The sequence below is a fragment of the Pelomonas sp. Root1444 genome (genome assembly GCF_001426885.1).
Classification (GTDB): Bacteria; Pseudomonadota; Gammaproteobacteria; order Burkholderiales; family Burkholderiaceae_C; genus Pelomonas.
Map to the genome: position 1 here is coordinate 737,754 of NZ_LMFP01000003.1, position 17,742 is coordinate 755,495.

General features: G+C 69.1%; 17 protein-coding genes. 8 read left to right on the forward strand and 9 right to left on the reverse strand.

Features of this window, described 5'->3' with window-relative positions:
• Positions 1–21 precede the first annotated feature (21 nt).
• Positions 22–1,020 carry a zinc-dependent alcohol dehydrogenase family protein gene (locus ASD35_RS06215; protein ID WP_056874616.1) on the forward strand — a complete coding sequence of 333 codons (999 nt, stop codon included), beginning with the start codon at positions 22–24 and terminating at the stop codon, positions 1,018–1,020.
• A gap of 6 nt (positions 1,021–1,026) precedes the next feature.
• On the opposite strand, the gene ASD35_RS06220 is transcribed toward ASD35_RS06215, so the two are convergent.
• Positions 1,027–2,964 (reverse strand): CocE/NonD family hydrolase, encoded by a 1,938-nt coding sequence (locus tag ASD35_RS06220; RefSeq protein WP_056874005.1) that lies wholly within the window; start codon positions 2,962–2,964, stop codon positions 1,027–1,029.
• Positions 2,965–3,060: 96 nt separating this feature from the next.
• On the opposite strand from ASD35_RS06220, the gene ASD35_RS06225 reads away from it, so the two are divergent.
• A complete protein-coding gene (locus ASD35_RS06225; protein WP_056874006.1) occupies positions 3,061–3,927 on the forward strand; it encodes an ADP-polyphosphate phosphotransferase in 867 nt (288 codons plus the stop codon).
• Positions 3,928–3,971: 44 nt separating this feature from the next.
• On the opposite strand, the gene ASD35_RS06230 is transcribed toward ASD35_RS06225, so the two are convergent.
• Both ASD35_RS06230 and ASD35_RS06235 read right to left on the reverse strand, forming a co-directional pair.
• Positions 3,972–5,045, reverse strand: coding sequence for an exo-alpha-sialidase (locus ASD35_RS06230; protein ID WP_056874007.1), 1,074 nt, complete (start codon positions 5,043–5,045; stop codon positions 3,972–3,974).
• Positions 5,046–5,048: 3 nt separating this feature from the next.
• Entirely contained in the window at positions 5,049–5,318 is a 270-nt protein-coding gene (locus tag ASD35_RS06235) for a MoaD/ThiS family protein (protein WP_056874008.1), read from the reverse strand.
• Between the two features lie 168 nt (positions 5,319–5,486).
• Here ASD35_RS06235 and rarD point away from each other — a divergent pair, with 168 nt between their 5' ends.
• Positions 5,487–6,362, forward strand: coding sequence for an EamA family transporter RarD (gene rarD, locus ASD35_RS06240; protein ID WP_056874009.1), 876 nt, complete (start codon positions 5,487–5,489; stop codon positions 6,360–6,362).
• Here rarD and ahpF read toward each other — a convergent pair.
• The 3 genes from ahpF to lysA all read right to left on the reverse strand — a co-directional run bounded on the left by ahpF (position 6,359) and on the right by lysA (position 10,075).
• Positions 6,359–7,912, reverse strand: a complete 1,554-nt coding sequence (gene ahpF / locus ASD35_RS06245) for an alkyl hydroperoxide reductase subunit F (protein ID WP_056874010.1) — start codon at positions 7,910–7,912, stop codon at positions 6,359–6,361. The genes rarD and ahpF overlap by 4 nt on opposite strands.
• Positions 7,913–8,045: 133 nt before the next feature.
• Positions 8,046–8,609, reverse strand: coding sequence for an alkyl hydroperoxide reductase subunit C (ahpC, locus tag ASD35_RS06250; RefSeq protein ID WP_056874011.1), 564 nt, complete (start codon positions 8,607–8,609; stop codon positions 8,046–8,048).
• Positions 8,610–8,830: 221 nt separating this feature from the next.
• Positions 8,831–10,075, reverse strand: coding sequence for a diaminopimelate decarboxylase (gene lysA / locus ASD35_RS06255; RefSeq protein ID WP_056874617.1), 1,245 nt, complete (start codon positions 10,073–10,075; stop codon positions 8,831–8,833).
• A 70-nt stretch (positions 10,076–10,145) separates the two neighbouring features.
• Between lysA and ASD35_RS06260 the strand changes: the two genes are divergently transcribed.
• Positions 10,146–11,051 (forward strand): LysR family transcriptional regulator, encoded by a 906-nt coding sequence (locus ASD35_RS06260; RefSeq protein WP_056874012.1) that lies wholly within the window; start codon positions 10,146–10,148, stop codon positions 11,049–11,051.
• Here the strand turns inward: ASD35_RS06260 and dxs are convergent.
• The 3 genes from dxs to xseB are packed head-to-tail and all read right to left on the reverse strand — an operon-like array spanning position 11,002 to position 14,052.
• On the reverse strand, positions 11,002–12,894 hold the full coding sequence (gene dxs / locus ASD35_RS06265; protein ID WP_056874013.1) for a 1-deoxy-D-xylulose-5-phosphate synthase: 1,893 nt from the start codon (positions 12,892–12,894) through the stop codon (positions 11,002–11,004). The two genes, ASD35_RS06260 and dxs, sit on opposite strands and share 50 nt — an antisense overlap.
• Before the next feature lie 13 nt (positions 12,895–12,907).
• A complete protein-coding gene (locus ASD35_RS06270; protein ID WP_056874014.1) occupies positions 12,908–13,795 on the reverse strand; it encodes a polyprenyl synthetase family protein in 888 nt (295 codons plus the stop codon).
• Between the two features lie 2 nt (positions 13,796–13,797).
• Positions 13,798–14,052 carry an exodeoxyribonuclease VII small subunit gene (xseB, locus tag ASD35_RS06275; protein ID WP_056874015.1) on the reverse strand — a complete coding sequence of 85 codons (255 nt, stop codon included), beginning with the start codon at positions 14,050–14,052 and terminating at the stop codon, positions 13,798–13,800.
• A gap of 230 nt (positions 14,053–14,282) precedes the next feature.
• On the opposite strand from xseB, the gene ASD35_RS06280 reads away from it, so the two are divergent.
• From ASD35_RS06280 to ASD35_RS06295, 4 genes are all read left to right on the forward strand, one after another.
• Positions 14,283–15,395 (forward strand): SRPBCC family protein, encoded by a 1,113-nt coding sequence (locus ASD35_RS06280; RefSeq protein WP_056874016.1) that lies wholly within the window; start codon positions 14,283–14,285, stop codon positions 15,393–15,395.
• Between the two features lie 17 nt (positions 15,396–15,412).
• Entirely contained in the window at positions 15,413–16,297 is an 885-nt protein-coding gene (locus tag ASD35_RS06285) for a DMT family transporter (protein WP_082580035.1), read from the forward strand.
• Positions 16,298–16,407: 110 nt separating this feature from the next.
• Positions 16,408–17,232 (forward strand): sulfurtransferase, encoded by an 825-nt coding sequence (locus ASD35_RS06290; protein WP_056874018.1) that lies wholly within the window; start codon positions 16,408–16,410, stop codon positions 17,230–17,232.
• Positions 17,233–17,299: 67 nt separating this feature from the next.
• On the forward strand, positions 17,300–17,734 hold the full coding sequence (locus tag ASD35_RS06295; protein WP_056874019.1) for a universal stress protein: 435 nt from the start codon (positions 17,300–17,302) through the stop codon (positions 17,732–17,734).
• Positions 17,735–17,742 lie beyond the last annotated feature (8 nt).

Sequence of the window (17,742 nt, forward strand, 5' to 3'; positions counted from 1 at the left end):
GCGCACAACCAGGAGACCGGCATGAGCATCCAAGGCATCAAGGCGCAGTACGAACAACGCGGCCCGGTGCCGCGGGACGTGATTCACGCGGTGCCGTTCGAGCCGCCCGCACCCGCGGCGGGCCAGGCGCTAGTGGCCGTGCTGGCCGCGCCCATCAACCCGTCGGACGTGCTGATGCTGACCGGCGGCTACGGCATCCTGCCGCCGCTGCCGGCCGTGGGCGGCAGCGAGGGCGTGGGCCGCATCGTCGCGCTGGGCGAGGGTGTCAGCCACCTGGCCCCGGGCCAGACCGTGCTGCTGCCCGCTGGCAGCGGCACCTGGGCCAGCCACCTCGTCGCCGACGCCAGGCGCTTGGTGCCGCTGCCCTCAGGCGCCGACCCGCAGCAGCTGGCCATGCTGACCGTCAACCCGGCGACCGCTTCGTTGATGCTGTCGGAGTTCGTCACGCTGCAGCCCGGCGACTGGGTCATACAGAACGTCGCCAACTCGGGTGTGGGCGGCTACCTGACGCAGCTGGCCAGGCTGCGCGGACTGCGCACGGTCAACATCGTGCGGCGCGAGGGCGCGGCCGCCGCGGTGACGGCCGATGGCGGCGACGTGGTGCTGGTGGACGGCGACGACCTGGCCAAGCGGGTCAAGGACGCTGTCTCGGGCGCTCCCATCCGCCTGGGCATCGACGCGGTGGGCGGCAAGGCCACGAACCGGCTGTCCATGTGCATTGCCGAGGGCGGCACCGTCGTCAACTACGGACTGATGAGTGGCGAGCCCTGTGTGGTGTCGCCGCAGTCCTTCGTCTTCAACGACCTGACGCTGCGCGGTTTCTGGCTGGCCAAGTGGTTCCGCGTCGCATCGCGTGAAGCCCAGCAGGCGCTGTACGGCGAGCTGACGAAGCTGATCGCCACCGGCCAGCTGAAGGCGCGCATCCACGCGACCTACCCTGTCGAGCGCATCCAGGAGGCCATCGCAGCGGCCAGCACCGGCGAGCGCGACGGCAAGATCCTCATCGTGCCGCAGCCGTGACGCCGCTCAGCGCGGCGGCGCCGCCAGCACCTTGACCTCCAGGCCCGAGGCCTGGCCGGCCCAGCGGAAGAGCTTCTGCGTCGCGGCCTGGAAGTCCTCGGGCCGGGCGCTGCGGATGGGCACGAAGGTCTGCGGGTTGCGGTCGATCAGCGGGAACCAGCTGCTCTGCACCTGCACCATGATGCGGTGGCCGCGGCGGAAGCTGTGGTTGATGTCCTGCAGCGCGACGCGCAGTTCCTCCACCTGCCCCGGCACCATGGCCTCGGGCGCCTCGAAGCCCTTGCGGAAGCGGCCGCGCAGCGGGTCGCCGCGCACCAGTTGCTGGTAGCCGCCGAGCGGGCTGTCCTGGGGCTCGACGTCCTCGGTGCGGGGCTTGCGCTTCTTGGCGACCTCGTCCTCCAGCTCCGGCGGGTAGACGTCGATGAGCTTGACGACCCAGTCGGCGTCGGTGCCGGTCGTTGAGGCGAACAGCCGCGCGACGACGGGGCCGGCGAGCGTCACGTCCTCCTCCAGCACGTCGCTGCGGAAGGTCAGCACGTCGGGCCGGGTGGATGCGAAGCGCTGGTCGCTGACCATGTATTCCTGCGGCACGCCCAGGCTGGCGTAGCCGATGTAGGGCACGGGCTTGGCAGGGTCGCTGACCCAGCTGTCGAACTCGGGCCCGGTGGGCTGCGGCGGCGTGAAGCTGAGCTTGCCGCCGGGCGCGAAGTAGAGCGTGCGCGGCTGCGCTTCGCGCGGCGGCCAGGCGTCGTAGCGGCGCCAGACGTTGGTGCCGGTCTCGAAGACGGTGGCCTTGGCGACCCTGGGCGCCTTGGCATCGGGTTCGCCGCGCAAGTGCTGCTCGAAGAAGGGCAGCAGCACCTCCTTCTGGAACTGCTCGGCCGTGGGTTGCTGGAACTGCACGCGGCCCAGCTGCCGGCCCGGCGCGCCGACCCAGCCGCCGTGCACCCACGGGCCCATGACGAGGCGGTTGTCCGTCGCCGGGCTGTGCCTGCCGATGGCCCGGAAGATGGCCAGCGGGCCGGCCAGGTCCTCGGCGTCGAACCAGCCGCCCACCGTCAGCACGGCGGCGCGGATGTGCTTCAGGTGCGGCGTGATGGCGCGCGATTGCCAGAACTCGTCGTAGCGGTCGTGCGCCAGTTGCACGTCGAAGTACGGGTTCGCCCCGCCGTCCTTGGCCAGGCGCTTCGACAGCGCATCGAGGTTGCCGTGATCCAGGTGGAACTCGTAGCCGTCCAGCGTGCCCCAGTCGAACTGCGGCCACTGCTTCGGGGGCGGCGTGGGGCCCTGCTGCGGCTTGAAGCCGGTGTAGAAGCCGAAGTTGGCGGCCAGCATGAAGGCGCCGCCGTGGTAACTGTCGTCGCCCATGAAGAGGTCGGCGATGGGCGCCTGCGGCGACGCGGCCTTGATGGCCGGGTGCGAGTCGATGATGGACGCCGCCGTGTAGAAGCCGGGGTAGGAAATGCCCCAGAGGCCTACGCGGCCGTTGTGGCCGGGGATGCGGTCCAGCAGCCATTGCACGCTGTCATGCGTGTCGGAGCTCTCGTCGACATCGGTGGGCGTCTTCTTGACGGGCCTGTGCGGCGTCATCTCGATGAACTCGCCCTCGGACAGGCTGCGGCCGCGCACGTCCTGGCAGACGAAGATGTAGCCGGCCTTCAGGAAGTCCTCGCTCGGCGCCAGCGCACGCACGCCGTCGCGGTCGACGCCGTAGGGGCCGCAGCCATAGGGCGTGCGCACCATCAGCAGGGGATAGCGCCGGCTCTGGTCCTTGGGCAGGTAGACGGCGGTGAAGAGCCTGGCGCCGTCGCGCACCGGCACGCGGTACTCGTACTTGGTGTAGTGCTCGCGCGGCTCGTAGGCCGGCGGCTTGTCCTCCTCGGCGGCGCGGGCCGAGGCGCCGGCCAGGGCCAGCAACAACAGGAATGAGGCGCGCAGTAGCATCGTCACGGCAAGGGAATGGAAGAGGGGCGAAGTCTGACATCGCCGCGCCCGCCACGGCGTTAGGCTGGGGCATCGACAGCTTGCAGGAAGCCCGCCATGCCGCCAGACACCGAGGCCTATCGCGTCCCGCCGGGCCAGAAGGTCAAGCTCAAGCACTGGCCCACGGCGGTTGATGCGCTGTACCGCGACGAGGACGACTACAAGGAGCAACTGCGCACGCAGGTCGAACGCCTCAGCGAGCTGCAGAACCTGCTCTACGCCCACAACCGCTATTCGCTGCTGCTGATCTTCCAGGCCATGGACGCGGCCGGCAAGGACAGCGTCATCAAGCACGTCATGTCGGGCGTGAACCCACAGGGCTGCCAGGTCTTCAGCTTCAAGCACCCCAGCGCCCAGGAGCTGGACCACGACTTCCTGTGGCGCACCTCGCAATGCCTGCCCGAGCGCGGCCGCATCGGCATCTTCAACCGCTCCTACTACGAGGAGGTGCTGATCGTGCGCGTGCACCCGGAGATCCTGGCCGCGCAGTCCCTGCCCAAGGAGACGACGCGCGCCGCCAAGCTCTGGCCGCAACGCTACGAGTCCATCAACCACCTGGAGCAGCACCTGCACCGCAACGGCACGCGCGTCATCAAGTTCTTCCTGCACCTGTCCAGGGAAGAGCAGCGCCAGCGCTTCCTGGCGCGGCTGGACGACCCAGCCAAGAACTGGAAGTTCAGCGCCGCCGACCTCGACGAGCGCGAGCTGTGGCCGCAGTACATGCGTGCCTACGGCGAGATGCTGCAAGCCACCAACAGCAAGCAGGCACCCTGGTACGTGGTGCCGGCGGACGACAAGCGCAATGCGCGCTTGATCGTCTCGCAGGTCGTCGTCGACGCGTTGGCGGCGCTGAAGATGAACTACCCCGAGCCGAGTCTCGGCGAGGCCGAGCTGAAGGAAGTCCGCGAGCGGCTCAAGGGGTGAGCGCTTCGGAGCGCCAAGGCCGGCATGCGGGATGGCCTGTCATCTCAACCGAACTTGACCGCGTAGATCGGCGGCAGGTGGGCCGAGACGGTCTGCCAGCTGTCACCGGCATCGCCGCTGGCCCACAGGCCGCCGGTCGTCGAGCCCATCATCAGCTGCTCGCCGCGGTCGTCCACCGCCAGGCCATGGCGGTAGATGAGGTCGTAGCAGTGCTGCTGCGGCAGGCCGGTGCGCAGCGCCTCGAAGCTGCGGCCGCCGTCGCGGGTGCGCGTCACGCACAGGGCGCCGTCGACGGGCACGCGGCGCTCGTCCTTCACGGCCGGGGCGAACCAGGCGGTGTCGGGGTCGCTCGGGTGCGCCGCCACGGGGAAGCCGAAGCTGGACGGCTCGGCCTTCAGCTCGGTCCAGTGGGCGCCGTGGTCGGTGCTGCGGAAGATGCCGTTGTGGTGCTGGCACCAGAGCACCGCCGGCACGTCGCGGCAGCGGGCGATGAGGTGGGGGTCTTGCACGTTCTCCTCGCCGGCCTGCTCGGGCGGCATGAAGTCGGCGCGCATGCCCTTGGCACTCAAGGCCCAGGTCTGGCCGCCGTCCGTCGTGCGCCAGGCGCCGCCGCAGGAGATGCCCAGCAGGAGCTCGTCGGGCCTGTCGGCGCGCGGGGAGATCGAATGCAGGGCCGGCGCATCGCTGCCGCCGCCGAACCAGCCCAGGCGTTTGGGCTCGTACCAGAGCGCCTCGTTGATCTGCCAGGTCGCGCCGCCATCGCGGCTGGAGAACAGGCCACCGGGCAAGGTGCCGGCCCAGATCGTGTCGGCGGCGCGCTCCAGCGCCCAGATCTGCAGCAGCTTCCATGCCGGCCCTTCGGCGCCCTCGGGCTGCGGCGGGTAGGTCGGCACGCCGACCTCCTGCCAGGTCTTGCCGGCGTCGTCCGATGCCTGCAGCTTGGTGCCGAAGTGGCCGAGGTTGAGCGCAGCCAGCATGCGTCCGGTGCGGTCCGGCGGCAGCAGCATGCTGACCGGGTCGGCCAGGAAGCTGACGTTCTCGATCTGCCAGACGCCAGCGCGGCGGCGCAGTTCGAACAGGCCCTTGCGGGTCGCGGCCCAGGCGCGGTCTTGATTCATTTCTCAACCTCCAGACAAAGCTTGCAGGACATGGACCCGGCTGTCGGGCCCGAGGGGGTCGCTGAGCCCGCGCAGATCGCGTGCGCGGCGGCCGTCGATGAAGACGACGACGTTGTGGCGCAGATGCCCCTGGTCGTCGAGCACGTAGCCGCGCAGGCGCTCGTTCAGTGCGAACGCGGCCTCCAGGCCCGCGCGAAGCTCGGTGGCGGGCGTGTCGACGACGGGCGTGTCGACGAAGCGCTGCAGTTGGGGCGTGAACTCGATGCGGGCCATGTCAGAGGCGCCCGGCCGCCCGAAGTCTCTGACACGCCCCCTCGGGGGGCAGCGAGCGAAGCGAGCGTGGGGGTCGTTCCATATCCGGATAACGAACGGGAGGTGTCGAATTCGACGGCGAAGCCCTCTTTCCCACCCCCGGACTTACCCTCAAAGAGAATGCCGGCGATGAACTCCGGCATCCTCTACGCCCTCGGCGCCTATCTGAGCTGGGGGCTGTTCCCGCTCTACTTCCGGCAGATCGCCGCCATCCCGTCGCTGCAGATCGTCGCCCACCGCACGCTGTGGTCGCTGGCCTTCGTCGCCGTTGTGCTGCTGGTGAGCCGCAACCTGGGCTGGCTGAAGGACGTGGGCGCCGCGACCTGGCGGCGCTTCGCGCTGTCGGCCACGCTGATCGCCGTCAACTGGCTGACCTATGTCTGGGCCGTGGGCCACGGCCATGTCATCGACGCCAGCCTGGGCTACTTCATCAACCCGCTGGTCAACGTGGCGCTGGGCTTTGCGGTGCTGCACGAGCGGCCGCGGCCGGTGCAGTGGCTGGCCGTGGGCCTGGCGGCCTTCGGCGTGCTGTGGCTGACGGTGGCGGGCGGGCGGCTGCCCTGGGTGGCGCTGGTGCTGGCGGTCAGCTTCGGCTTCTACGGCCTGATGCGCAAGACCGCCGCGCTCGGCGCCATCGAGGGCCTGACGCTGGAGACGCTGATCCTCGCGCCGCTGGCCGCCGCGGGGCTGATCTGGTGGTCGCAGGACGGCAGCATGGCCGGGCAGACGGCCGTCGACTGGGCCTGGCTGGTCGGCACCGGGCCGGTGACGGCCGGCAGCCTGCTGCTGTTCGCGGCCGGCGCGCGGCGGCTGTCTCTGGCGACGCTGGGCCTGGTGCAGTACGTCTCGCCGTCGCTGCAGTTCCTGCTGGGCGTCTTCCTGTTCAAGGAGCCGATGGACGCGACGCGGCTGATCGCGTTCGGCTTCATCTGGGGCGCACTGGCGCTCTACAGCGCGGAGGGCCTGTGGCAGGCCCGCCGCGCCTTGCAGGTCAAGCCGATTTAGTTCCGCATCAGGTAGTCGAAGGCGCCGAGGGCCGCCTTCGCGCCATCACCGGCCGCGATGATGATCTGCTTGAACGGCACCGTCGTCACGTCGCCCGCTGCGAACACGCCCGGGATGGACGTCGCGCCCTTGGTGTCCACGATGATCTCGCCGTGCTTGCTGAGCTCCAGCGTGCCGCGCAGCCACTCGGTGTTGGGCACCAGGCCGATCTGCACGAAGCAGCCTTCCACCTCGACCCGCCTGGCCTCGCCGGAGACGCGGTCGGTGTAGTTCAGGCCGTCGAGCTTGCCGTTGGTGCCGGTGAACTCGGTGGTCTGCGCGTTCATGATGATGGTGACGTTGGGCAGGCTTTCCAGCTTCTTCACCAACACCGCGTCGGCGCGCAGCTCGGCGCCGAACTCGATCAGCGTCACATGCTTGACGATGCCGGCCAGGTCGATGGCCGCCTCGACGCCCGAGTTGCCGCCGCCGATGACGGCGACCGGCTTGCCCTTGAACAGCGGGCCGTCGCAGTGCGGGCAATAGGCCACGCCCTTGTTCTTGTACTCGGCCTCGCCGGGCACGCCCACGTTGCGCCAGCGCGCGCCGGTGGACAGGATGACCGTCTTGCCCTTGAGCTTGGCGCCGTTGGCCAGTTCGACTTCGACCAGGCCGCCCGGCTGGGCTGCAGGTGTCAGCTTCTCAGCGCGCTGCAGGTTGTGGATGTCGACCTTGTAGTCCTTGACGTGGCCCTCCAGCGCAGCGGCGAACTTGGGGCCGTCGGTCATGGACACGGAGATGTAGTTCTCGATGCCCAGCGTGTCGTTCACCTGGCCGCCGAAGCGCTCGGCCGCGACGCCGGTGCGGATGCCCTTGCGCGCTGCGTACACCGCGGCCGCCGCGCCGGCAGGGCCGCCGCCGATGATGAGCATGTCGTACGGCTCTTCAGCGCCCAGCTTTTCGGCGTCACGTGCGGCGGCGCCGGTGTCGAGCTTGGCGACGATCTCCTCGAGCGTCATGCGCCCCGAGGCGAACGGCTGGCCGTTCAGCCACACGGCCGGCACGGCCATGATCTCGCGCGCCTCGACCTCGGCCTGGAACAGCCCGCCGTCGATGACGGTGGTGCGGATGCGGGGGTTGACGATGGACATCAGCGACAGCGCCTGCACGACGTCCGGGCAGTTGTGGCAGGTCAGGCTCATGTAGATCTCGAAGTCGAGATCCAGGTCCAGCGCCTTGACCGCGTCGATCTGCGCCTGGTCGACCTTGGGGGGGTGGCCGCCCGTCCACAGCAGTGCCAGCACGAGGGACGTGAACTCGTGGCCGAGCGGAATCGCCGCGAAGCGCAACGACTGCTCGGTGCCCGTGCGTCGCAGCAGGAAGGACGGCGTGCGCGTGTCGACGCCGTCGGTGCGCAGCGTGATCTTGTCGGTCATGCCGGCAATCTGCTCGAGCAGTTCGCGCATGTCGTCGCTGTTGGACGAGTTGTCTAGCGAGGCGACGATCTCGAAGGGGAGCTTGACGTGGTCCAGGTAGCCCTGGAGCTGGGTCTTGAGGGCGGCGTCCAACATGGTGAGGTCCTTTCAGTGAGGCGTGGCGCGGCTGGCCACTGCTGAAAGGGTCCCCGGGGCGGAGGCCCTTTCAGCAGAACCGGCGAGGCTCTGCGGAAGGAAGGAGCCCTCCCGGGCTCCTTGCAAAACGCATTTAGATCTTGCCGACGAGGTCCAGGCTCGGGGCGATGGTCTTGGCGCCTTCGTTCCACTTGGCCGGGCAGACCTGGCCAGGGTTCTTGGCGGTGTACTGGGCGGCCTTGAGCTTGCGCAGCGTTTCCTTGACGTCGCGGGCGATTTCGTTGGAATGGATCTCGGCCGTCTTGATGACGCCGTCCGGATTGATGACAAAGGTGCCGCGCAGCGCCAGGCCCTCTTCAGGGATGTGCACGCCGAAAGCGTTGGTCAGCGTGTGGGTCGGGTCGCCGACCAGCGGGAACTTGGCCTTGCCGACGGCCGGCGAGGTCTCGTGCCAGACCTTGTGCGAGAAGTGGGTGTCGGTCGTGACGATGTAGACCTCGGTGTCCAGCTTCTGGAACTCGGCGTAGTTCTCGGCCGCGTCCTCGACTTCGGTCGGGCAGTTGAAGGTGAAGGCGGCCGGCATGAAGATCAGCACGGACCACTTGCCCTTCAGCGTCTCGTCGCTGACGGTGACGAACTTGCCGTTGTGGAAGGCTTCGGTCTTGAACGGCTGGACTTGGGTGTTGATCAGGGACATGGAATGCTCCGTGTTGGGGGTGGGGTGGATGGGATAGGTAGAACTATATCGATGAAGAGTTTTCAGTTGAAAACTTTAATCAAATCGGCTCTATTGGCTTTGGCTATCGGCCACACAAGCGGCAAGAGCCGGAAAGCCTAAGCCATCCAGCCGTGGGCTGCCAACCCTGCGGGCATGGCGGCAGTGTTATCCGATGTACCGGGCGCCCGGCGCGGGCAGCGTCAGAGCTCCAGCGCGAGCAATTCCTCGACCGTCTGGCGGCGGCGGATGAGCCGGCTCGCATCGCCGTCCACCAGCACCTCGGCCGCCAGCGGCCGGCTGTTGTAGTTGCTGGACATGGAGGCGCCGTAGGCGCCGGCGTCGTGGATGGCGAGCAGGTCGCCGACGCGGGCCTCGGGCAGTTCACGGGTCAGCACCTCGCCGCCGGCGGCCTGCGTGAAGACATCGCCCGATTCGCACAGCGGGCCGGCCACGACCGTCGGCTGCGCCGGCCGCGCCACACCGTCACGCGGCAGCAGTGTCATCGCATGGAAGCTGCCGTACATGGCCGGGCGCATCAGCTCGTTGAAGCCCGCGTCCACCAGCACGAAGCGGTTGGCGCCGGCGTTCTTGACCGCCCTCACCTCCGCCAGCAGCACGGCGCTTTCGGCGACCAGGTAGCGGCCAGGCTCCAGCTCCAGCGTCAGCTTGTGGCCCACCAGCGCCTCCGCGTCACGGCGCGCGGTGTCCCAGAGGCCGAAGTAGTGGTCGACGTCGATGCCGGCGTCGCCCTCGCGGTACGGAATCGACAGGCCGCCGCCGGCCGAGATGGCGTGCAGGTCGTGGCCGGCTGCGACGGTTTGCTTCACGAGGCCCACCATCGCCTGGCCCACCTGGGCCAGGTGGCCGTAATCCACGCCAGAGCCGATGTGCATGTGCAGGCCCACCAGCTTCAGCCCGTGCTGGCGGATGGCCGCCAGCGCGGCGCCGAGGTCGGCGTGCCAGATGCCATGCTTGCTGTGCTCGCCGCCGGTGTTGGTCTTGTGGCTGTGGCCGTGGCCGAAACCGGGATTGATGCGCAGCCAGACGGCATGGCCCTTTGAAGCCGCGCCCAGTTGGTGGAGCATGTCGATGGAGCCGGCATTGACGGGAATGCGGTGCTCGACGACGGTGGCCAGCGTCGCGTGGTCCAGCAGGTCGGCCGTGAAGACGATGTCGTCGCCGCCCGTCGGGTAGCCGGCCGCCAGCGCGCGCAGGATCTCGCCACGCGAGACGGAATCGACCTTGACGCCAGCCTCGCGCAGCAACTTCAGGATGTGGATGTTGGAGCAGGCCTTCTGCGCAAAGCGGACGACGTCGAAGCGTTGCAGCGACGCTGCGCGCTGGCGGATGGTGGCGGCGTCGTAGACCCACAGCGGCGTGCCGTGCGCGGCGGCGAGAAGCTGCAGTCGGGCGGGGGTCAGGACGGTGGGCAGGGGCTTGGTCATGTTGCGCAGCATGCCCGGGGCAATCTATTCAATCAAATTGCAATTTGTCGTTGGACAATCCATTCCTGATATGGATATCCAGCACCGCCACATCGAAGTCTTCCGCGCCGTCATGACGGCCGGCAGCGTCACGGGCGCGGCAGCGCTGCTGCACACCTCGCAGCCCACGCTGAGCCGCGACCTTGCACGGCTGGAACAGCTCCTGGGCTACGCCCTCTTCGAGCGCGAGCGCGGCCGCCTGCAGGCGACGGCGCGGGCGCGGGCCTTGTTCGACGAGGTGGAGCGCAGCTTCCAGGGGCTGGCGCGCGTCATCGAGCGCGCCCAGGCGCTGGGCCGGGCGGAGGACACCGAACTCAGCGTGCTGAGCCTGCCGGCCCTGAGCCATGCGCTGCTGCCCGGGGCGCTCGCGGCGCTGCTGGCCGACCACCCCGCCGCGCGCGTCTCCATCACGCCGGCCGAGCCGCCGCTGCTGGACGCCTGGATGGGCGAGCAGCGCTTCGACCTGGGCCTGGCCGAGCAGGCCACGCCCTTGCCGGGCGTGCGGGTCGAGCCGGTGCTGGAGGCGGACGAGGTGGCCGTGCTGCCGGCCGACCATGCGCTGGCATCGCGCTCGCGCCTGGCCCTGCGGGATTTCAGGGATCAAGGCTTCATCAGCCTGGCCGAGGACGACCCCTACCGACGCGAGATCGATGCGCGCTTCGACGCGGCCGGCATCTCGCGCCACCTGCGCGTGCAGACGCACAGCGCGGTGGCCGTCTGCGAACTGGTCCGCTCGGGCCTGGGCCTGGCCATCGTCAACCCGCTGACCGCTGCGGCCTGCGCCGGCCAGGGCTTGGTGGTGCGGCCGCTAGCCGTGTCGATTCCCTACCGCGTCAGCGCTTTGATCCCGCTGCACCGGCCGGCGCAGCCGCTGGTCGACGCGTTGCTCAGCGCGCTGCGGCGCGCACCACGGTCGGCTTCGTCCCGAAGCGCTTGACGATGCTGGCCTCGATGCCGGCGGCGTCCAGCCCGCACAGGGACATCAGCTTGACCGGGTCGCCATGCTCGACGAACTCGTCGGGCAGGCCCAGCTGCAGCACCGGCACCGTCAGGCCGGCGGCGCTCAGCGCCTCGGCGACCGCACTGCCCGCGCCGCCCATGATGCAGCCGTCCTCGACGGTGACCAGGGCTTCGTGCGTGCGCGCCAGTTCGGCCACCAGTTCGGTGTCCAGCGGCTTGACGAAGCGCATGTTGGCGACCGTGGCGCCCAGGCGCTCGCCGACTTCCAGCGCCGGGTAGAGCAAGGTACCGAACGCAAGGATGGCGATGCGCTGCCCGTGGCGGCGCACTTCGCCCTTGCCCCAGGGCTGCGCCGTCATGGCCTTGACCGGCACGACACCGGCGCCGGCGCCGCGCGGGTAGCGCACGGTCACCGGGCCGTCATGCATGAAACCGGTGTAGAGCGCCTGCCGGCATTCGTCCTCGTCGGCCGGCGTCAGCACGGCCATGTTCGGGATGCAGCGCGTGAAGGCGATGTCGTAGTTGCCGGCATGCGTCGCGCCGTCGGCACCGACGAGGCCGGCGCGGTCCAGCGCGAACAGCACGGGCAGGTTCTGGATCGCCACGTCGTGGACCATCTGGTCGTAGGCGCGCTGCAGGAAGGTCGAATAGATCGCGACGACCGGCTTCAGGCCCTCGCAAGCCATGCCGGCCGCGAAGGTGACCGAATGCTGCTCGGCGATGCCGACGTCGTGATAGCGCTGCGGGAAGCGCTTGTGGAACTCGACCATGCCGGAGCCCTCGCGCATCGCCGGCGTGATGCCGACCAGGCGCGCGTCGGCCTCGGCCATGTCGCACAGCCACTCGCCGAAGACCTGCGTGAACGTCGTCTTCGGCGGCGTGGCCGGCTTGACGAAGCCCACAGCCGGGTCGAACTTGCCGGAGGCCGCGTGGTACTTGACCGGGTCGTTCTCGGCCAGCTTGTAGCCGGCGCCCTTCTTCGTGACGATGTGCAGGAACTGCGGGCCGCGCTTGTCGCGCAGGTTCTCCAGCGTCGGGATCAGCGAGTCGAGGTCGTGGCCGTCGATGGGCCCGACGTAGTTGAAGCCGAACTCCTCGAAGATCGTGCCCGGCACGACCATGCCCTTGGTGTGCTCCTCGAACTTGCGCGCGAACTCGTACAGCGGCGTGTTCTTCAGCACGCTCTTGGCGCCCTCGCGCGCCGCCGTGTAGAAGCTGCCGCTCATCAGGCGCGCCAGGTATTTGTTCAGCGCCCCGACCGGCGGGCTGATCGACATGTCGTTGTCGTTCAGGATGACCAGCACGTCGCCTAGCAGGCCGCCGTGCGCCACGCCGGCGTTGTTCAGCGCCTCGAAGGCCATGCCGGCCGTCATCGAGCCGTCGCCGATGATGGCCACGGCCTTGCGGTCCTCGCCCTTGAGCTTGGCCGCCATGGCCATGCCGTGGGCGGCTGAGATCGACGTCGACGAGTGGCCGGTGCCGAAGGTGTCGTAGACGCTCTCGTCGCGGCGCGGGAAGCCGCTGATGCCACCCAGCTGGCGCAGGCCCGGCATGCGGTCGCGCCGGCCGGTCAGCACCTTGTGCGGATAGGTCTGGTGGCCCACGTCCCACACCAGCCGGTCTTCCGGCGTGTTGTAGACGTAGTGCAGCGCGACGGTCAGTTCGACGGTGCCCAGGTTGGAACCCAGGTGGCCGCCGGTCTTGGAGACGCTGTCCAGCACATAGGCGCGCACCTCGTCGGCCAGCTTCTTCAGCTCGCCGCGCGGCAACCGGCGCAGGTCGGCGGGGCTGTCGATGGCGCTCAGCAGGGGAAAGTCCATGATGAAGCTCTCTTCAGTTGTCCCGTTCGACGACGGAGTCGGCCAGCAGGCTCAGGTGGCTGACGTCGGCCAGCCCGCTGGCGGCCAGCGCCGCCTTGGCCTCGGCGCGCAGCTTCTGCGCCAGGGCACGCGCGGCGTCGAGGCCGAGCACGCTGACATAGGTGGGCTTGTTCGCGTCCTGGTCCTTGCCGGCGGTCTTGCCCAGCACGGTGGAATCCTGGGTCACGTCGAGGATGTCGTCGACGACCTGGAAGGCCAGGCCCAGCGCTGCGCCGTAGTCGGACAGCGACCGGGTGGCCTGGGCCGACGCCGGCCCGCAGGCCGCACCCATCATGACGCTGGCCTGCAGCAGCACGCCGGTCTTGCGGCGGTGCATGTCACGCAAGGTCTTCTCGTCAAGGCGCTTGCCGATGCTCGCCAGGTCGATGGCCTGGCCGCCGGCCATGCCGTCGTAGCCGGCCGAGCGCGCGAGCAGCGCGCACAGACGCGCCTGCAGCGCCGGGGCGATGCCTTCGTCCGGCGTCAGCACATCGAAGGCCAGCGCCTGCATCGCGTCTCCGGCCAGCATGGCTTGGGCCTCGCCGAAGGCCACATGCGTCGTCGGCTTGCCGCGGCGCATGACGTCGTCGTCCATGCAGGGCATGTCGTCATGTACCAGCGAGTACGCGTGGATCAGCTCCACCGCGCAGGCGGCGCGCATCGCCGCAAAACCGTCGCCGTTGACCGCCGCGCAACTGGCCAGCACCAGCAGCGGGCGCAGCCGCTTGCCGCCGCCCAGCACCGCATAGCGCATGGCCTCGCCGAGGCCGGCAGGCGCTTGCGTGGGCACCAGGTCGTCCAGCGTCGCCTCGAAGGCGGCCAGGGACGTTTCCACCCAGCGGTCGAAGTCCTTTGCTTCCATGTTCAGGGGCCCTCCCAGGCCTTCAACTCCACCCCGTCCAGCAGCTTCACCTGCTGCTCCACCGCTTGCAGCCGCCCCCGGCACAGCGCCAGCAGCTGGGCGCCGCGCTGGTAGCTCTCCAGCAGCTGATCCAGCGGGAGCTGCTGCCCTTCCATCGCCGCGACCAGGCGCTCCAGCTCGTCGAGCGCCTGCTCGTAGCTGAGTTCACTGCCGTCTGGTGCGGCGGCCTTGGTCCGGGCGGAGGTCTTGGCTGTCATTTCAAAACGCGAAACCGCAATTGTAGTCAGCGCGTTTTGACAGTTCGGAGCCCCATGACCTGACCGATGGCGGGACAGCACCCGCCCGGGTAGAATCCTGGTCCCTTTCCCACGGCCGCGCGCACGCGCGAACCGCTCCTCCAACCACCTAGCAACCTGGCCGACTCGGCATGCCGAGATGCGCCGGAGGGACGCAGCACTCCTACTCGCCTGAAAGACCCGCCTGGATCATGTCCGACCTGAGCCTACCTGTCTCGGCGCTTCAACGCAGCCAGACCCAGCTCCCGGTGAGCGCCTACTTCGACCCCGATCTGTTCCAGCGTGAACAGGCCAGCATCTTTCAGCGAGGGCCCCGCTATGTCGGCCATGCACTGGCCGTGCCGGAAGTTGGCGACCACTACGCCCTACCCCAGGAAGGCGAAGGCCGGGCGCTCGTGCGGTCGGCCCAGGGCATCGAGCTGATCTCCAACGTCTGCCGCCACCGCCAGGCGGTCATGCTGCGCGGGCGCGGCAACACCCGGGCCAACATCGTCTGCCCGCTGCACCGCTGGACGTATTCCCACCAGGGCGAGCTGATCGGCGCACCGCATTTCGCGGAAGACCCCTGCCTCAACCTGAACCGCTACCCGTTGCGCGAATGGAACGGCCTGCTGTTCGAGGACAACGGCCATGACGTCGCTGCCGAACTGGGCAAGCTCGGCCCGCATGCCCAGCTCGACTTCTCAGGCTATGTGCTCGACAAGGTCCAGGTCCACGAGTGCAACTACAACTGGAAGACCTTCATCGAGGTCTACCTCGAGGATTACCACGTCGGGCCGTTCCACCCCGGCCTCGGCGGCTTCGTGACCTGCGACGACCTCGCGTGGGAGTTCGGCAAGCACCACTCGGTGCAGACCGTCGGCGTGCACCAGGGGCTGGAGCGCCCGGGCTCGCCGGTCTACCAGCGCTGGCACGACCAGCTGCTGAAGTACCGCGAGGGCCGACCGCCCGAAGCCGGCGCCATCTGGCTCACCTACTACCCGCACATCATGGTGGAGTGGTATCCGCACGTGCTGGTGGTGTCGACGCTGCACCCCGTGTCGCCGCAGAAGACGGTCAACCTCGTCGAGTTCTACTACCCCGAGGAGATCGCCGCGTTCGAGCGCGATTTCGTCGACGCCCACCAGGCCGCCTACATGGAGACCTGCATTGAGGACGACGAGATCGCCGAGCGCATGGACGCCGGCCGCAAGGCGCTGATGATGCGCGGCGACAACGAGGCCGGCCCCTACCAGAGCCCGATGGAAGACGGCATGCAGCACTTCCACGAGTGGTATCGCAACGAGATCGGCGCGCCGCTCTGATGCCGGCTTCCGCGCTCATGGTCCTGGCGACCTTTCTCTTCGCCACCATGGGCGTCTGCGTCAAGCTGGCCAGCGAGTTCTATGCGGCCAGCGAGATCGTCATGTACCGCGGGCTGGTCGGCGCGCTGATGATGGCCGTGCTGACGCATCGCCAGGGCACCAGCCTGAAGACCCGCCTGCCCGGCATGCACGTCTGGCGCAGCATCTCCGGCGTCACGTCGTTGTGCTTGTGGTTCTATGCCATCGGCAAACTGCCGCTGGCGACGGCGATGACGCTGAACTACATGTCGTCGGTGTGGATGGCGCTGTTCCTGCTCGGCGGCGCCGTGCTGATGGGCGCTCAGAAGCTGGACTGGCGGCTGATGGCCTCGGTGCTGCTCGGCTTCGCCGGCGTCGCGCTGATCCTGCGGCCGACGCTGGACCAGCAGCAGCTCTGGCATGGCCTGGCCGGCCTGCTGTCCGGCATGCTGGCAGCGATGGCCTATTTGCAGGTCACCGCGCTGGGTCGTGCTGGTGAGCCCGAGCTGCGCGTGGTGTTCTATTTCTCGGTCGGCGGCTGCCTGGCCGGCGCCCTCATCACCGCCGTGACGGAGGGCGGCCTGCAGACGCACACGCTGTGGGGCGCCGCGCTGCTGCTGGCGGTGGGCTTGCTCGCCACCACCGCCCAGGTCTGCCTGACGCGTGCCTACGCCATCGGCAAGCCGCTCGTGAACGCCTGCCTGCAATACCTCGGCATCGTCTTCTCCTTCATCTTCGGCATGCTGCTGTTCGACGACGCGCTGACCTGGCCAGCCACCATCGGCATGCTGCTCATCATCGGCGCCGGCCTCGCAGCCACCCTGTTGCGCTCCAGGGTCGCACCGCCGCCCAAGGACAGCCAGTTCAACCCCGCCGAGTCCTGAGCCCACCTCCTACGCGCTTCGCGCGCCCCCTGAAGGGGGTACTGCCAGCGGCCCGGCAAAGCCGGCTCCGCGGCAGTCGCTGAGCCAGTCACTACACGAAGAAGCCTCACATGCCCTTCACGACCTTGATCTCCGCCGCCGAACTACGAGCTCTGGCCGACCCGCTGATCTTCGACTGCGGCTTCGACCTCGCCGACACCGCTGTCGGCGAGCGTGCCTATGCCGAGGGCCACATCCCCGGCGCCTTCTACCTGCACCTGGACCGCGACCTCTGCGGCGACAAGACCGGGCCCGACGGGTCGTTCCGCGGCCGCCACCCGCTGCCGGAGCGGGAAACGTTCGCCACGCTGTTGCGCCGGCTCGGCCTGCGCGCGGGCCGCCAGGTCGTCGCCTACGACCGCCAGGGCGGCCCGTACGCCGCCCACGTCTGGTGGATGCTGCGCTGGATGGGCCATGCGGAGGTCGCCGCGCTCGACGGTGCGTGGGACGGCTCATTCACCACGGAGCTACCCACCGCGGTACCGACCGACTGGCAACCCGGCGAGCCGCTCGTCCAGCAGATCGACGCGGTCGCGCTGCTCAAGCAGCTGGGCCGGGTGCGCCTCATCGACGCCCGCGCCGCGGAGCGCTTCCGGGGCGACGTGGAGCCGCTGGACAAGGCCGCCGGCCACATCCCCGGCGCCAGCAACCGCTTCTTCCGCGACAACCTGGGCCCCGACGGCCGCTTCAAGCCCGCGGCCCAGCTGCGCGCCGAGTTCCAGGCCTTGCTTGCGCCGCATGCGGCCGACGCCGTCGTCCAGCAATGCGGCTCCGGCGTCACCGCCTGCCACAACCTGCTGGCCATGGCGCACGCCGGGCTGGGTGACAGCCGGCTCTACCCCGGCTCGTGGAGCGAGTGGTCGTCCGACCCGGCGCGGCCGATCGCAACCGGTTGATTCTGGGCAAACACTTCGCGGCGGCCGCGGCGCACACTGTGGTTCTCCGCAACTCCTGGAGGACCGAATGTTCAAGCGCATCCTCGTCCCCACGGACGGCTCCGACATCACCGTCAATGCCGTCAACACCGCCATCCAGTTGGCCAAGGTGCATGGCGCACAGCTGCTGACGCTCAGCGTCATGGAGCCCTTTCCCTACAGCGCCGTGTCCGAGATCCAGCCGGTGCCGCCGCAGGAGTTCATCGACGCCCAGCAGCGCGTTGCCAGCGAGCGCGTCGAGACCGTCTGCGCCGTGGCCGCCGCCCAGGGCCTGGCGTGCAAGGGGCACACCATCGAGGCCCTGCACGCCTGGGAGGCGATCATCGACCACGCCAAGCGGGAAGCCGTCGACCTCATCGTGATGGCCTCCCACGGCCGCCGCGGCGTGGCGGCGCTGCTGCTCGGCAGCGAGACGCAGAAGGTGTTGACCCACACCGACCTGCCCGTCCTCATCGTCAAGTGAGACGTTGC

What these genes read in the sequence shown, in the direction of transcription:
- ASD35_RS06260 (WP_056874012.1), top strand. Translation starts at nt 10,146, where the DNA reads ATGGATATCCAGCACCGCCACATCGAAGTCTTCCGCGCCGTCATGACG.
- ASD35_RS06290 (WP_056874018.1), top strand. Translation starts at nt 16,408, where the DNA reads ATGCCCTTCACGACCTTGATCTCCGCCGCCGAACTACGAGCTCTGGCC.
- xseB (WP_056874015.1), bottom strand. Translation starts at nt 14,052, where the DNA reads ATGACAGCCAAGACCTCCGCCCGGACCAAGGCCGCCGCACCAGACGGC.
- ASD35_RS06225 (WP_056874006.1), top strand. Translation starts at nt 3,061, where the DNA reads ATGCCGCCAGACACCGAGGCCTATCGCGTCCCGCCGGGCCAGAAGGTC.
- dxs (WP_056874013.1), bottom strand. Translation starts at nt 12,894, where the DNA reads ATGGACTTTCCCCTGCTGAGCGCCATCGACAGCCCCGCCGACCTGCGC.
- ASD35_RS06270 (WP_056874014.1), bottom strand. Translation starts at nt 13,795, where the DNA reads ATGGAAGCAAAGGACTTCGACCGCTGGGTGGAAACGTCCCTGGCCGCC.
- ahpF (WP_056874010.1), bottom strand. Translation starts at nt 7,912, where the DNA reads ATGTTGGACGCCGCCCTCAAGACCCAGCTCCAGGGCTACCTGGACCAC.
- rarD (WP_056874009.1), top strand. Translation starts at nt 5,487, where the DNA reads ATGAACTCCGGCATCCTCTACGCCCTCGGCGCCTATCTGAGCTGGGGG.
- ASD35_RS06295 (WP_056874019.1), top strand. Translation starts at nt 17,300, where the DNA reads ATGTTCAAGCGCATCCTCGTCCCCACGGACGGCTCCGACATCACCGTC.
- ASD35_RS06220 (WP_056874005.1), bottom strand. Translation starts at nt 2,964, where the DNA reads ATGCTACTGCGCGCCTCATTCCTGTTGTTGCTGGCCCTGGCCGGCGCC.
- ASD35_RS06230 (WP_056874007.1), bottom strand. Translation starts at nt 5,045, where the DNA reads ATGAATCAAGACCGCGCCTGGGCCGCGACCCGCAAGGGCCTGTTCGAA.
- ASD35_RS06280 (WP_056874016.1), top strand. Translation starts at nt 14,283, where the DNA reads ATGTCCGACCTGAGCCTACCTGTCTCGGCGCTTCAACGCAGCCAGACC.
- ASD35_RS06235 (WP_056874008.1), bottom strand. Translation starts at nt 5,318, where the DNA reads ATGGCCCGCATCGAGTTCACGCCCCAACTGCAGCGCTTCGTCGACACG.
- lysA (WP_056874617.1), bottom strand. Translation starts at nt 10,075, where the DNA reads ATGACCAAGCCCCTGCCCACCGTCCTGACCCCCGCCCGACTGCAGCTT.
- ASD35_RS06285 (WP_082580035.1), top strand. Translation starts at nt 15,413, where the DNA reads ATGGTCCTGGCGACCTTTCTCTTCGCCACCATGGGCGTCTGCGTCAAG.
- ASD35_RS06215 (WP_056874616.1), top strand. Translation starts at nt 22, where the DNA reads ATGAGCATCCAAGGCATCAAGGCGCAGTACGAACAACGCGGCCCGGTG.
- ahpC (WP_056874011.1), bottom strand. Translation starts at nt 8,609, where the DNA reads ATGTCCCTGATCAACACCCAAGTCCAGCCGTTCAAGACCGAAGCCTTC.